The following is a 14590-nucleotide window of genomic DNA, read 5'->3' on the forward strand; positions in this document are numbered from 1 at the left end:
TTTTCCGCGCCCCCGCGGCCCCACAAAACCGGGAGGGAAGAAGCCGGCTCAAAGCGATCTCGCGCGCCTCGGCGGAGCCGAGGCCTAAACAACAGTCCAGGTGTCCTTGCCGCGCAGCAGGCCCTGCAGGTCGGGCTTGCGGGCGGCGCGGGCCTCTTCCACCTGGGCGCGGGCGCCGTCGTCGTAGGTCGGGCGCTCGACCTGGCGCAGGATGCCCGTGGGGACGTGCGTCAGGTTCTGGTCGCCGAGGCGGGTGAGTGCGAAGGCGTACGACGTGTCCGCGATGGTCGGGTCGTGGACGACCAAGTTGTCCTCGCCGATGTCGCTCACCTTGGCGACGTCCAGGCCACCCCACTCGCTGCGGCGGACGCCGAACTCGCCCTCGGCGCCGAAGCGCATCGGCTCGCCCGCCTTCAGCGGGATGAGCCGGGAGGCGGCCTCGTCCTTGTCCTTCAGGACGTCGAACGCGCCGTCGTTGAAGATGGGGCAGTTCTGGTAGATCTCGACGATCGCCGAGCCGCGGTGGCGGGCAGCCGCCTCGAGGACCTCGGTGAGGCCCTTGCGGTCGGAGTCCAGCGCGCGGCCCACGAACGACGCCTCGGCGCCGATCGCCAGCGACAGCGGGTTGAACGGTGTGTCCACCGAACCCATCGGGGTCGACTTGGTGACCATGCCCTGGCCCGAGGTCGGCGAGTACTGGCCCTTGGTCAGGCCGTAGATCCGGTTGTTGAACAGCAGGATCTTGATGTTCACGTTGCGGCGCAGCGCGTGGATCAGGTGGTTGCCGCCGATGGACAGCGCGTCGCCGTCGCCGGTGACGACCCACACCGACAGGTCCGGGCGCGTGGTGGCCAGGCCGGTCGCGATCGACGGCGCGCGGCCGTGGATCGAGTGCATGCCGTAGGTGTTGAGGTAGTACGGGAAGCGCGACGAGCAGCCGATGCCCGAGATGAACACGATGTTCTCGCGCTTGAGGCCCAGCGTCGGCAGGAACGACTGCACGGCGTTGAGCACCACATAGTCACCGCAGCCCGGGCACCAGCGCACTTCCTGGTCGGACTTGTAGTCCTTGGCCTTCTGCGGTTCGTCGGTGGTGGGAACGAGGTCCAGACCGCCGAGCTGCGGCAGTCCGAGGTCGATGGCGGTCACTTGACGCCCTCCGGGATGGTGCTGGTGATGATGTCGGCGAACACGTTCTGCAGCTCTTCGGCCTTGAACGGCAGCCCCGCCACCTTGGTGTACGAGTGCACGTCCACCAGGAACTTCCCGCGCAGCAGCAGCGCGAGCTGGCCCAGGTTCATCTCCGGCAGCACGACCTTGTCGTAGGACCGGAGCACCTCGCCCAGGTTCGCGGGCAGCGGGTTGAGGTGCCGCAGGTGCGCCTGCGCGATCGGCATGCCCAGCTTCCGCACGCGCCGGCAGGCCGCGCCGATCGGGCCGTAGGACGAGCCCCAGCCGAGCGCGAGCACGCGCGCCTTGCCGCCCGACGGGTCGTCGACCGCCAGATCGGGCACGTCGATGCCGTCGATCTTGGCCTGGCGCAGCCGCACCATCTTCTCGTGGTTGTCCGGGTCGTAGGAGATGTGCCCGGTCCCGTCGGCCTTCTCGAGGCCACCGATCCGGTGCTGCAGCCCCGGCGTGCCCGGCACAGCCCACGCGCGCGCCAGCGTCTCCGGGTCTCGCACGTACGGCCAGAACTCACCGGATCCGTTGTCGGAGTTGGGTTCCTGCGCGAACTCCACACTCAGGTCCGGCAGGTCCTCGACGTTCGGGACGAGCCACGGCTCGGAGCCGTTGGCGATCGCGCCGTCGGACAGCAGAAGCACCGGCGTGCGGTACTTCAGCGCGATCCGCGTGGCCTCCAGCGCCGCGTCGAAGCAGTCGGCGGGGGAGAGCGGCGCGATGATCGGCACGGGCGACTCGCCGTTGCGGCCGAACATCGCCTGCAGCAGGTCGGCCTGCTCGGTTTTGGTCGGCAGGCCCGTGGACGGGCCGCCGCGCTGCACGTCGATGACCACGAGCGGCAGCTCCGTCATCACGCCGAGCCCGATGGTCTCCGACTTCAGCGCGATGCCCGGGCCGGACGTCGAGGTCACGCCCAGCGCGCCGCCGTACGAGGCGCCCAGCGCCGCGCCGATGCCGGCGATCTCGTCCTCGGCCTGGAACGTGATGATGCCGAAGTTCTTGTGCTTGGACAGCTCGTGGAGGACGTCCGACGCCGGGGTGATCGGGTAGGTGCCCAGCAGGATCTGCAGCCCGGACTGCTGCCCGGCCGCCACGATCCCGTACGCCAGCGCCGTGTTGCCGGTGATCTGCCGGTAGGTGCCCTGGTCGAGCTTCGCCGGCGCGACCTCGAACGTCGTGGCGAACGACTCGGTGGTCTCGCCGTAGTTCCAGCCCGCGCGGAAGGCCAGGATGTTGGCCTCGGCGATGTCCGGCTTCTTCGCGAACTTCTCGCGCAGGAACCGCTCCGTGCCCTCGGTCGGCCGGTGGTACATCCACGACAGCAGCCCGAGCGCGAACATGTTCTTGGACCGCTCGGCGTCCTTCTTGCCGAGACCGGTGTCGGCGAGCGCGCCCTGTGTCAGGGTCGACATGGCGACCCGGTGGACCTGGAAGGCCGACAGCGTGTCGTCGTCGAGCGGGTCGTTGTCGTACCCGACCTTCACGAGGTTGCGCTTGGAGAACTCGTCGGTGTTGAGGATGATCGTGCCGCCCTGCGGGACGTCGCGCAGGTTCGCCTTCAGCGCCGCGGGGTTCATCGCCACCAGCACATCGGGCCGGTCGCCGGGCGTGAGGATGTCGTAGTCGGCGAAGTGCACCTGGAACGACGAGACGCCCGGGATCGTGCCTTGTGGCGCGCGGATCTCGGCGGGGAAGTTCGGCATCGTCGACAGGTCGTTGCCGAAGGCCGCGGCCTCGGACGTGAACCGGTCGCCCGTCAGCTGCATGCCGTCGCCCGAGTCACCGGCGAACCGGATGACCACCCGGTCCAGCTTGCTGACTTCGGTCGACCTCGAGCTGGTCAGGGAAGCGCTGCTGTGACCGTTGCCGGCCGCGGTGCTTCCCGGACCGCCGTTCGCACTCGTGCTCATGGGTCAGGGAATCCCTCTCTCCCGACGTGCTGCGACCCCGGGTCGGCCCCCGGGGAAACGCCCGCCCGGCGATGTCGGCTGGATCACCAGGCCACCCCCGAGGCTACTCGTCGAGGACTCGGGAGTTCCCGAAGTGTGGGGTACCCGGAGTGGAAGCCTTCATCCCGTTACCGGCGGCAAGCGCCATTTGTTACCTGTAACCGATGGTAACGGGATTTCCGGGGGATCCGCAGTGACGCACGTCTCCCTCTGATGGGCCACACAAACCGGATTTCCCGGTCTGTGGCATGGACGATGCCACCGAATGGACTGGTCCCGCATCTGCGTCCCGGCATGTGGATAAGTTCATTCGAGTTCCCGATGAAGCCCGGTGGTTCGGACAGGTCCGCCGGTCAGCTCTGCGGGTTCGGCGGCCGTTCCAGCAGCCGCGACAGGACGACCGTCGAAACGGTGCGGTCGATGATCTCCAGCCCCCGCAGCCGCTCGAGCGCCGTCTCGAGGTGGTGGATGTCGGCGGCGCGCAGGTGCACGATCGCGTCGGCCGCGCCCGAGACCGTGTAGGCGGCCACGACCTCCGGCAGTGGTTCAAGCCGCGCGCGGATGCGTGCGGGCGTGACGTTGCCCTGGCAGTGCACCTCTACGAAGGCCTCGGTGCCCCAGCCGAGCGCCTCCGGGTCGACGACCGCCGTGAAGCCGCGCAGCACGCCGGTTTCCAACAGCCGGTCGACGCGGCGCTTGACCGCCGGGGCGGACAACCCGACGACTTTGCCGATCTCGGCGTAGCTGGACCGCGCGTTGGCCACCAGGCAGGAAACGATTCGCTGGTCGATGGTGTTCACACGCAATGTTTAGCAGGTATGTGCGCAGCGAACAGTGATTGATTGCGCGGTTAGGCCGACCTTACCCTTCAATCATGCAGGCAGAGTCTGTGCGGCGAGTGCCCACCACCCGCCGTTACCTGATGTGCCCGCCGCGGTTCTTCGCGGTGGACTACGTGATCAACCCCTGGATGGACCCGACCGCGCCGGTCAGCGCCGACGTCGCGGTGGCGCAGTGGACCGAGCTGCGCGACACCTACCGCCGTCTGGGCCACACCGTCGAGGAGATCGCGCCGCAGCCGGGCCTGCCCGACATGGTCTTCGCGGCGAACTCCGGCACCGTCGTGGACGGGCGCGTGCTCGGTTCGCGCTTCCGGGCGCCGCAGCGCGCGGCCGAGGCCGAGCACTTCCGCCGGTGGTTCGTGGAGCACGGCTACCGCGACCTGACGATGCCGGAGCGCATCAACGAGGCCGAGGGCGACTTCGCCTGGACGGGCAAGCTGCTGCTCGCCGGCACCGGCTTCCGCACCGACCCGGCCGCGCACGCGGAGGCGCAGGAGGTGCTCGGCGTGCCCGTGGTGTCGCTGAGCCTCGTCGACCCGCGGTACTACCACCTCGACACGGCGCTGTTCGTGCTCACCGAAGCCGATACTGGGACCGACACCACGGCGGCGCAGATCGCCTACTACCCGGAGGCCTTCTCGCCGGGCTCGCAGCGCGTGCTGCGGCGCCTGTTCCCCGACGCCGTGATCGCCACGGCCGCCGACGCCGAGTGTTTCGGCCTCAACGGCGTCTCCGACGGGCGCAACGTCGTGCTGCCCCTGGAGGCCGTCGGGCTGGGTGCGCAGCTGGCCGCGCGGGGCTACGAGCCCGTCTACCAGGACATTTCCGAACTGCGGAAGGCCGGCGGCGGGCCGAAGTGCTGCACTTTGGAGATTCGCAAATAACTTTGTGTAGATAGTGTAACTACTCCATTTGCCAATTCGATTAATCGACGTACAGGAGGTCCGACGCTCCGAACCGGGACGAGGTGCGATGGTCAACTTCACCGTGCACGGCATCGGCAGACCCCAGCGCGCGCTCGATCCGGGCGAAGACGAGCGCTGGATCACGGTGGAGCAGTTCGAGACCTTGCTGGACGTCGTCGCGAGGTGCCCTGAATCGCGGCTGACCTTCGATGACGGCAACATCTCGGACGTCGAGGTCGCGTTGCCGAAGTTGGTGCAGCGCGGGCTGCGGGGGGAGTTCTTCCCGCTCGCCGGCCGGGTCGGCTCGCGGGGGTTCGTGGATCGTGCCGGGTTGCGTGAGCTCGTCGCGGCCGGGATGGACGTCGGGTCGCACGGCTGGGACCGGTTCGGTGCGCGGCGGTTCGAGGAACGCGTGTTGCGGCGGGAGCTTGATGCGGCGCCGCGGTTGCTGGGGGAGCTGAGTGGGCGGGCGGTGTGCCGGTACTCCCTGTCCGGGCGTCGGGTGGACCGGCGCGTGCTGGGGCGGTTGAGGGCGGCCGGTGCGACGCGGGTGTATGCCGGTTCCGGTCCTGGTAGTTCGGGTGTTCGCGGCGGCGAGTGGTTGCAGAACCGCGTCGAGGTGCGTCACGACCTCGACCGCGAGTGGGCAGAGGGTGTGCTGGTGGGTCGGTACGGGCACCGCTGGCCGGGCCGGTTGACGGGACTTCTGACGTTCTGAGTCCGCGGTCCTTCGCGGGGCGGCTCACGGTGGTGCCGGGCGGGGGCCTGGTGCTGGGGGCGGTGCGTCGTCGGCTTGCGTTGGGTGGGTGGGGGTCCGCTGCGCTGAGCTGTGTACCGGTGTTCGGGACTTCGGTTTTCCGGTTTCGTGAACGGTTTCCTGGTGCACCAGCGGTTTCGTCAAGCGTTGCCAGCTGGTGGGAAAACCACTGACGGCCGGCCCTTGTCACCGTGCGCGCCCGGGTGCATCCTGTGCGCTACGCCGCAACCAGTAAGGAAACTTTCCTAACTAACAGTTTCTCTTGACTGACAGGGAGCCTCGATGAGGAAGCTGATCCTGTTCGCGACCATGGCGATCGCCGCCGCGGTGATGCCGGCGGCGGTGGCGTCGGCCTCGGCAGCGCCGGCGGGTCCGGACCACGCCCAGGTCGCCGCGGCACCGGCCGCGGGCCCGACGGCGGCGCAGCTACTGGCGAAGACCAACAGCTGCAACCAGATCTCGAACGGCAAGTACAAGACCGACGAGGACGCGGGCTCCAAGACCGTCGCGGTGTGCGACGCCAACGGGGCCGTGTTCTGGAAGGCCGACATGGACATCGACTGCGACGGGCAGCGCACGTCGCAGTGCAACGAGGACACCGACTGCTGTTTCCAGGGCGACACGGCGTTCCACCAGAGCGACGGAAAGCCGCTGAATGCCGCGACGCTGCCCTACATCGTCGTGCCGAGCTCCAGCGGCACGTGGAACTACTCGTCCTCCGGTCTCAAGGGCGGCGGTTCCTGCGCGGTGATCTACAACGGGAAAGTCGAATACACCGTCATCGGTGACACCGGGCCGACCGGGATCATCGGCGAGGCTTCGTACGCGACGGCCAAGGACCTCGGAATCAACCCCGACCCGTCCAACGGTGGCACCGACTCCGGCGTGACCTACATCTGCTTCAAGAACTCGAAGGTCTCGCCGATCGAGAACCACGGCACGGCCACGAGCACCGGGCAGAACCTGGCCGGCACGTTCGTGAACAACAACTGAACCTGACGGACAACGGCGCCGGGGAAGCTTTGTCGAGCTTCCCCGGCGTTTCGTCGATTCCTGGCAGAAATGGCGCTACGGCAACGAAAAATGTTGTCGAGACCACTACGAGAGGCCGAAAAAGCGCACAATCGATACGCAAATCCGGTTGCCATTTCTCCACTGGCCTGAACGGGTAACGAACTGCGTCCGCGCGCCGACCAAGGGATCAGCGAATGCGGGCGGAGGTTCAAGCGTGAGGATCAGTGTCTTCGGGCTGGGGTACGTGGGGTGTGTGTCCGCGGCCTGTCTTGCGGGGAACGGGCACGAGGTCGTCGGGGTCGACGTGAACCCGGTGAAGGTCGACCTGGTGACGCGCGGCAACGCGCCGGTGGTCGAGGAACGCATCGGTGAGCTGACGGCCGAGGTCGTGGCGTCGGGGGCGCTGCGCGCGACGACCGACGTGGCCGAGGCGGTGGCGGCGACCGACGTGTCGCTGATCTGCGTGGGCACGCCTTCGGCGCCCAACGGCAGCCTCTCGACCGAGTACCTCGAGCGTGTGGCCGACGAGATCGGCGAAGCGTTGGCGCACAAGGGGTCCCGACACACGGTGGTGTTCCGCAGCACGATGCTGCCGGGCACCTGTCTCGACCTGCTGGTGCCGATCCTGGAGAAGTCCAGCGGCCGCACCGCGGGCGTCGACTTCGGTGTGGCGGTGAACCCGGAGTTCCTGCGCGAGGGCACCAGCGTGCGCGACTTCTTCGACCCGCCCAAGACCGTGATCGGCGAGCTCGACACGGCCAGCGGCGACATCGTAGCCGAGCTCTACACGGGCCTGCCCGGCGACGTTTTCCGCGTGCCGATCCCGGTGGCGGAGATGACCAAGTACGCCGACAACGCCTTCCACGGCTTGAAGATCGGCTTCGCCAACGAGCTCGGCGCCGTCTGCCGCGCACTGGGGCTCGACTCGCACAAGGTGATGGACGTCTTCCTCGCCGATCGCAAGCTCAACGTGAGCCCCGCGTACCTGCGCCCGGGCTTCGCGTTCGGCGGTTCGTGCCTGCCGAAGGACCTGCGCGGACTGGTCTACGCCGCGCGCCGCGCCGACGTGTCGGTGCCGATCCTCGAGCACGTGCTGCCCTCGAACGAAGATCACCTGCAGCGCGCGTTCGACCTCGTCGCGCGCACCGGCAAGCGCAAGGTGGGTCTGTTCGGCCTGTCGTTCAAGCCCGGTACCGACGACCTGCGCGAGAGCCCGCTCGTCGAGCTCGCCGAGCGGCTGCTGGGCAAGGGCTTCGAGCTCAAGATCTACGACGCCAACGTGAGCCTCTCGCGGCTCATGGGCGCCAACCGCGAGTACATCGAGAGCCGGCTGCCGCACCTCGGTCAGCTGCTCGCGAGCTCGGTCGAAGAGGTGCTGGAGCACGCCGAGGTGTGCCTCGTCGGCACCGCCGACCCGGCCGTGCTGGCCGCTCTTCCCCACGGCGGCGAGCAGACGCTCGTCGACCTCGTCCGCCTCCCCGACGCCGAGGTGCGCCGGGCCGAAGAGGGATATGTCGGCCTTGCCTGGTGACAAGAAAAAAGCCCTGATCCTGGTCGAGAACCTCTCGGTTCCGTTCGACCGCCGCGTGTGGCAGGAGTGCCAGACGCTGCGCGACGCCGGCTGGGAGGTGCACGTGATCTGCCCGCAGGGCACGAAACGCGACACCGAACCCGAAGCCGTGATTGACGAGGTGCACATCCACCGCTACCCGCTCAAGGCGGCGACCGGTGGCCCCGCCGGCTACCTGCAGGAGTACGGCTCCGCGGTGTGGCACACGTTCCGGCTGGCCCGCAAGGTCGGCCCCGTCGACGTGGTCCACGCCTGCAACCCGCCGGACCTGCTGTTCCTCGTGGCACGGATGCTGAAGCGCCAGGGCGCGAAGTTCATCTTCGACCAGCACGACCTCGTGCCGGAGCTGTACTTGTCGCGCTTCGACCGTGGTCAGGACCTGCTCTACCGCGGCGTCTGCGCGCTCGAGCGCTCCACCTACCGCGCGGCCGACGTCGTGATCGCCACCAACGAGAGCTACCGCCAGGTCGCCCTCATCCGCGGCGGCAAGCGGCCCGAGGACGTGTTCGTGGTCCGCAGCGCGCCCGTGGTCGAGCGCTTCCACGAGGTGCCGGTGGAGCCGGAGCTCAAACGCGGCAAACCGCACCTGCTCTGCTACCTCGGCGTGATGGGGCCGCAGGACGGCGTGGACTACGCGTTGCGCGCGCTGGCTTCCCTGCGTGACGAGATCGGCCGCGACGACTGGCACGCCGTGTTCGTGGGCGCCGGCGACGCGTTCGACGACGTGGTGGCGCTGTCGAAGGAATTGGGCCTGGAAAACCAGGTCGAGTTCACGGGCCGCGTCTCCGACGCCGACCTGCTGCGCTACCTGTCCGCGGCCGACGTGTGCCTTTCGCCCGACCCGCTCAATCCGCTCAACGACGTCTCGACCATGAACAAGATCATGGAGTACATGGCGATGAGCAAGCCCATCGTCTCGTTCGAGCTGCGCGAGGCCCGCGTCTCCGCGGGTGAGGCCGCGCTCTACGCGCCGGCCAACGACGTCACCGAGTTCGCGAAGCTCGTCGCCGTGCTGCTCGACGACCCGGACGAACGCGTCCGGATGGGGGAACTCGGCAAGGCGCGGGTCAGCGGGCCACTGGCCTGGGCGAACTCACAGAAAGCCCTGCTCGCCGCGTACGAGCGGGCTGTGCGCTGAGCCCACGTGCTTCATCGCGGTTTGAACAAGGTTCGTGCGTTCGGTGTAACCAACGCCTCCAGCACGACGACGGGGTCAGTGACCGGTACGCCACTTTCGGAGGGGAGACCCCGGTTTTGAGTGACGACACGGTACGACTCTCGATGGTGGGACAGGTTCTGCGCAGACGCTGGAGGGCGCTGCTGATCCTGGTGGTCGTGGGGGCGGGCGTCGGTGCGGGTGCTTCTGTTGTGCTCTCGCCCGGTTACGAGACCACGGCGAGCGTGCTGCTGCAGGGCCCGCGCCAGGCCGACGAGCTGCTGACGCAGGCCCAGGTGGCCACCAGCTCGGTGGTGCTGGACCGCGCGGCTGCGGCGCTCGGCATGCGCGAGGCCGGTCCGGACCTCCAGAAGAAGGTCACGGCCTCGGTGGCGCAGGGCAACGTCGTGGCGATCAGTGCTTCGAGCGACAGCCCGGAGCACGCGCAGCAGCTGGCCGACCAGGTGGCCAAGGAGTTCGTGAAGTACTCCACGCAGCTGCTGTCCAACTCGGCCGGCTCGTCGGCCCAGCTCGCGCAGGAGCAGCGGGAGGCGCTGCGCCAGCAGGTGGCGCAGACCAACCAGCGCATCCTCGACCTGTCCCGTTCGGTGTCCGACGGCCAGACGGTGGAGGGCGTGCAGGTCCGCACGGAGCTGCAGGGCCTGCGCACCTCGCTGGAGCAGGCGATGAACAACCTCGACGCGGCCGACGCGGCCACGGGCGCCGGCAACATGGTCGTGATGGGGCCGTCGGAGAAGCCGACCTCGCAGGCTGCGCCCACGCTGCCGCAGCTCGCCGGGGGCGGCGCGATCCTGTTTTTCCTCATCGGCCTGCTCAGCTACCTCTTCGGGGCGCGCAGCGACCGCCGGCCACGCAGTGAGACGGAGATCGGCTCGGCGCTGGGCGCGCCGGTGCTGGCGAGCGTCGACGTGCCGGAGACCGGTGAGCCTGAGCGCACCGCCGGCTTCCGGGGCGCGCTGCGCCGGATCACGGGCAGCGACAAACCGTGGAACCTGCCGGAGGTGCCGGTTTCGGCCGACGAGTCCAGCCGTGAGGTGCGGTACCGCCGGGTGTTCGCCCGGCTGGGCACCGACCGCGACGGCGTGCTGCGGCTGCTCGTGCTCGTCGCCGCCGGCGACAGTGCGGCGCGGCGCGCGGCGACGCAGTTCGCGAAGGTCGCCGAGACCGAGCGCGTGCGGGTGGAGCTGACGATCACGGAGGTCACCGTGGGCTCCGGCGTGCAGCCGACCGTGCCCGACGGCACTGCCGGGGTGCTCGTGGTGCTCTCGGTCGGCAGCCGCAGCGCGTGGGAGCTCGTGGCGATCGCCGAGGCGTGCGCCGACGCGGGCCACGAGGTGCTCGGCGCCGTGCTCACGCGTCAGGTCCGTGTCACCGGGAAACCGCGCAGAGAACCCGCCTCGGCGGATCCACCCCAGGTCCCGGTGGACCGTGACGCGATGGCAGGTTCGTCATGACCAGTTCGCAGAGCTCCTCGCCACCACTGATCGACCTGCAGAGAATCGTCGTCGCGGTGCGCCGGCACCGCCGGCTGTGGGTCGCCTTCGCGTTGCTGGGCCTGGTGGTCGGCGGCGCGGTGGCCGTGCTGCTGCCGGCCCCGCCGACCGCGGTCACCAAGGTGATCGTGATCCACCCGGACGACTCGCCGACCGACAGCGGCACGCTGATGCGCACCGACGTCGCCGTGCTGGAGACCGCGAAGATCGCGTCGGAAGCGCTGAAGAAGGTGCACAGCACCGAGGCGACCGAAGACTTCCTGAAGGACTACACCGGCCTCGGCCTGACCAACAACGTCATGCAGGTGACGGTCACGGCCAAGACCAAGGAAGACGCCGTCGCCAAGGCGCAGGCGCTGGCCGACGTCTTCATCGCCGACCACGTGCAGCGCAACCAGGCCGCCGCGACCGCGCAGGCCAAGGCGCTGCTCGACCAGCGCACGCAGGCGCAGCAGGAGCTGGCGCAGATCGACTCGCAGGCCGCCACCGAGGCGGACAAGGGCAGCCGCGCGAACGCCGGCACGCTGGAGCAGCTGTACACGCAGCGCGCGGACCTCGTGTCGAAGATCGCCGACCTGCAGAACCAGGCGCAGCAGGCAGGCATCGGCACACCGCAGGTGGCCGCGGGCACGCAGATCGTGGACGCGCCGGCGATCCAGAAGGTGTCGTTGCTCAAGACGGTCGCCACCAACGGCGCCATCGGCTTCGCGCTCGGCCTCGCCCTCGGGCTGGCCCTGGCGATGGTCACCGCGCTCGTGCGCGACCGGCCGGTGCTGCGGCGCGAGGTCTCCGAGCACCTCGGTGCGTCGGTGATCGCGCAGCTGCCGTCGAAGCTGCGCGGCCCGAAACGGTTGTGGGCCAAGTCGAAGCCGGTGGTCGAACGCAAGCGCGTGGCCGTGACGCTCGTGCGGGCGGCCCGGGCCGAACGCGGGCCGCTGTCGTTGCTGGAGCTCGGCGCGCCCGGCGTGGCCGCGGGGCTCGCGGTGGACATGGCGGCGGAGCTGGCCGAGGACGGGCCGGTCGTGGTGATCGACGACCTGCCGCGCCACGACGCGAAGCGCCTGGCGGTGGCCGGCGACGTGAAGGTGGTCGAGGTCGGAGACCCGTCGATCAAGCGCGCGGTGTACCGGCTCGGCGTCGGCACGGTCGCGCCCGGCACGGCGTGGACGGACCTGGAGTACCTCGGCACGGAGACGGTGCTCGTCGTGCGCTCGGGCCACGCGAACACGCTGTGGCTGCACACCGTGGCCCGGCAGCTCGCCGACTGCGGCATCCCGATCCTGGGTGTGGTGCTCGTCGATCCGGACCCGAAGGACCAGACCGACGGGACGCTGTGGGACGGCCTGCACACCGCGTTGCGCGGGCGGGCGTCCGTGGTGGCGGCCAAGCAGACGGAGCGCCCCAGCGTGGCATTGGGTGCGTTGAACGCACCGAACGCCACATTGGGGTCGGGCGGGGAGACGCCGGCCGAGCCGCTGCGGAAGTTCGTGGAGCAGGAACCGGAGAAGCCGATCGACTGGCCGGTCGAGCACGACGTGAACGACGCGGCGACCACCATCGAGGCGTCGGTCGTCAAACCGGCCAAGCCCGCCGTGCCCGTCGAAACGAACGGCCACCTCGAAGCGCCGACCCGCCGGCTCAGCCCGGTGCCGCGCAAGCCCGAGGAGCACGCGCCGGAACAGCGCAAGTCCGAGCCCGGCAACTCCGAGATGCCGACCAAGAAGTTCGCGCCCGTCCAGTCCGGTCCGGAAAGCTAGAGAGGGTCACGAACATGTGCGGCATCGCAGGTGCCTACCACTGGCCGGACGGCGGCCCGCTCACCGATCGGCTCACGAAGTGCCTCGCGCACCGAGGGCCGGACGGTTCGGGGCGCTACGACCACCGCGCCGGCACCGGGGAAGTCCACTTCGGACACCGCAGGCTGTCGATCGTCGACCTGTCCGAGACGGGCGCGCAGCCGATGGTGGCCGAGGGGCTCGCGCTGACGTACAACGGTGAGCTCTACAACGCCCCGGAGCTGCGCGCGGAGCTGGAGGGCAAGGGCGTGCGGTTCCGCGGCACGTCCGATACCGAGGTGCTGCTGCGCGCGTGGCGCGAGTGGGGCGTCGACTGCCTGCCGCGGCTGCGCGGGATGTTCGCGTTCGGCGTCTTCGACGAACGCACCGGTGAGCTCACGCTGGTGCGCGACCAGCTGGGCATCAAGCCGCTGTTCTTCGTGCAGCGCAACGGTGGCGTCGCGTTCTCCTCGGAGCTCAAGGCGCTGGCCACCGAGCTCGGCGGCACGCTGGAAGTCGACAAAGCGGCGCTCATCGCGTCGCTGCTGTACTACTGGGTGCCCGACAGCCGCTGCGCGTACCGCGAGGTCGAGAAGCTGCAGCCCGGCACGTGGGTGCGCTTCCGTCCGGACGGCACGAGCGAGCGCGGCGCCTACTGGTCGCTCCGCCAGGTCGCCGAGGAAGGCGAGGCGTACCGGGTTCAGGGGGGTGGCGACGTCGACCTCCACGAGGTGATCGCCGACTCCACGAGCAAGCACCTGCTCTCCGACGTCCCGGTCGCCACGTTCCTGTCCGGCGGCCTCGACTCCAGTTACCTCACCGCGCTCGCCGCGCGGCAGCAGCCCGGGATCTCCGCGTACACCATCGGTTTCCGCGCCGAGGACGCCAAGTTCGAGGCGATGCCGGACGACTTGAAGTACGCCAGGATCGTCGCCAAGCAGTTCGGCGTCGACCTGCACGAGATCGAGATCGCGCCGCAGGTGCTCGACCTGTTGCCGCGCATGACCTACCACCTCGACGAGCCCATCGGCGACCCCGCGGCCATCAACTCGTTCCTCATCTGCTCGGCGGCGCGGGAGGCCGGCGTGAAGGTGATGCTGTCCGGGATGGGCGCCGACGAGATGTTCGCCGGCTACCGCAAGCACTACGCGAACCAGCTCGCCCTGCGTTACCAACGCGTTCCCGGCCTGGTGCGCAAGCCGATCGAAACCGTCGTGGACCGCCTGCCCGTCGCGTCTGCCAGCCGTGGTTACCGCACGGTGCGGTTCGCCAAGCGGTTCCTGTCGTTCGCGGAGCTGCCGGAGGAGACGGCGTTCCGGCGCAGCTACACGATGTACGACCGCGGCGAGCTGCTCGACCTCGTGAACCCGGACCTGGCCGCCGACGTCGACGACGTGCTCACCGAACACGCGGACACCTACCACGACCAGGCGCTGAGCGACTACGTCAACCGCATGTGCCTGGCCGACACGCGGATGTTCCTGCCCGGCCTGAACCTCACCTACACCGACCGCTCGACGATGGCCGCCTCCACCGAGGTGCGCACGCCGTTCGTCGACGTCGAGGTGGTCAAGGCGGCGTTCCGGGTGCCGGGAAACAAGAAGATCGCCGGCCGCCAGGGCAAGGCGGCGCTCAAGGAAGCCGCGCTGGCGATCCTGCCGAAGGAGATCGTCTACCGCCCGAAGGGTCTCTTCAGCGCCCCGCTGCGGGCCTGGATGAGCCGCGACCTGGCCCCGCTGGTGCGGGAGGTCGTGAACGAGGGCGTGCTCGTCGAATCCGGGTTCCTGCAACGGGAGGCCCTGCAGAAGCTCGTGGCCGAGGACGCCGCCGGGCAGCAGGACCGCGCGAAGCACCTCTGGCACGTGTTGACCCTCGAGTACTGGTACCGCGCCGCGTCTTCGACGACTATTCCGAGCAGCTAGG

Annotated in this window: 11 protein-coding genes; 8 read left to right on the plus strand and 3 right to left on the minus strand. The window is 69.3% G+C overall.

Annotated elements, in window-relative coordinates; genetic code table 11:
- Positions 1-84: 84 nt before the first annotated feature.
- The 3 genes from ABZU76_RS36705 to ABZU76_RS36715 form a co-directional block, all read right to left on the minus strand.
- The gene (locus ABZU76_RS36705) at positions 85-1149 is read right to left on the minus strand and encodes a 2-oxoacid:ferredoxin oxidoreductase subunit beta (protein ID WP_354878273.1); all 1065 of its coding nucleotides are present in this window, start codon (positions 1147-1149) and stop codon (positions 85-87) included.
- The gene (locus ABZU76_RS36710) at positions 1146-3095 is read right to left on the minus strand and encodes a 2-oxoacid:acceptor oxidoreductase subunit alpha (protein WP_354878276.1); all 1950 of its coding nucleotides are present in this window, start codon (positions 3093-3095) and stop codon (positions 1146-1148) included. Before ABZU76_RS36710 ends, ABZU76_RS36705 begins: the two co-directional genes overlap by 4 nt.
- Before the next feature lie 392 nt (positions 3096-3487).
- Complete coding sequence (locus tag ABZU76_RS36715) at positions 3488-3934, minus strand: Lrp/AsnC family transcriptional regulator (RefSeq protein ID WP_220245995.1); 447 nt, start codon at positions 3932-3934, stop codon at positions 3488-3490.
- Positions 3935-4008: 74 nt separating this feature from the next.
- Here ABZU76_RS36715 and ddaH point away from each other — a divergent pair, with 74 nt between their 5' ends.
- From ddaH to asnB, 8 genes are all read left to right on the plus strand, one after another.
- On the plus strand, positions 4009-4860 hold the full coding sequence (ddaH, locus tag ABZU76_RS36720) for a dimethylargininase (protein ID WP_354878279.1): 852 nt from the start codon (positions 4009-4011) through the stop codon (positions 4858-4860).
- 88 nt (positions 4861-4948) lie between these two features.
- Positions 4949-5599 carry a polysaccharide deacetylase family protein gene (locus ABZU76_RS36725; RefSeq protein ID WP_354878282.1) on the plus strand — a complete coding sequence of 217 codons (651 nt, stop codon included), beginning with the start codon at positions 4949-4951 and terminating at the stop codon, positions 5597-5599.
- A gap of 321 nt (positions 5600-5920) precedes the next feature.
- Complete coding sequence (locus tag ABZU76_RS36730) at positions 5921-6631, plus strand: glycoside hydrolase family 75 protein (protein WP_354878285.1); 711 nt, start codon at positions 5921-5923, stop codon at positions 6629-6631.
- 235 nt (positions 6632-6866) lie between these two features.
- Complete coding sequence (locus tag ABZU76_RS36735) at positions 6867-8183, plus strand: nucleotide sugar dehydrogenase (protein ID WP_220245998.1); 1317 nt, start codon at positions 6867-6869, stop codon at positions 8181-8183.
- Positions 8164-9360: a glycosyltransferase family 4 protein gene (locus tag ABZU76_RS36740; RefSeq protein ID WP_354878288.1), complete on the plus strand. Its 1197-nt coding sequence runs from the start codon at positions 8164-8166 to the stop codon at positions 9358-9360. Before ABZU76_RS36735 ends, ABZU76_RS36740 begins: the two co-directional genes overlap by 20 nt.
- A 143-nt stretch (positions 9361-9503) precedes the next feature.
- Positions 9504-10853 (plus strand): exopolysaccharide biosynthesis protein, encoded by a 1350-nt coding sequence (locus tag ABZU76_RS36745; protein WP_354878291.1) that lies wholly within the window; start codon positions 9504-9506, stop codon positions 10851-10853.
- Positions 10850-12649, plus strand: coding sequence for a Wzz/FepE/Etk N-terminal domain-containing protein (locus ABZU76_RS36750; RefSeq protein ID WP_354878294.1), 1800 nt, complete (start codon positions 10850-10852; stop codon positions 12647-12649). Before ABZU76_RS36745 ends, ABZU76_RS36750 begins: the two co-directional genes overlap by 4 nt.
- Positions 12650-12663: 14 nt before the next feature.
- Complete coding sequence (gene asnB / locus ABZU76_RS36755; RefSeq protein WP_354878297.1) at positions 12664-14589, plus strand: asparagine synthase (glutamine-hydrolyzing); 1926 nt, start codon at positions 12664-12666, stop codon at positions 14587-14589.
- Position 14590 lies beyond the last annotated feature (1 nt).

The sequence above is a fragment of the Amycolatopsis sp. NPDC005232 genome, from assembly GCF_040607795.1.
Lineage (GTDB): Bacteria > Actinomycetota > Actinomycetes > Mycobacteriales > Pseudonocardiaceae > Amycolatopsis.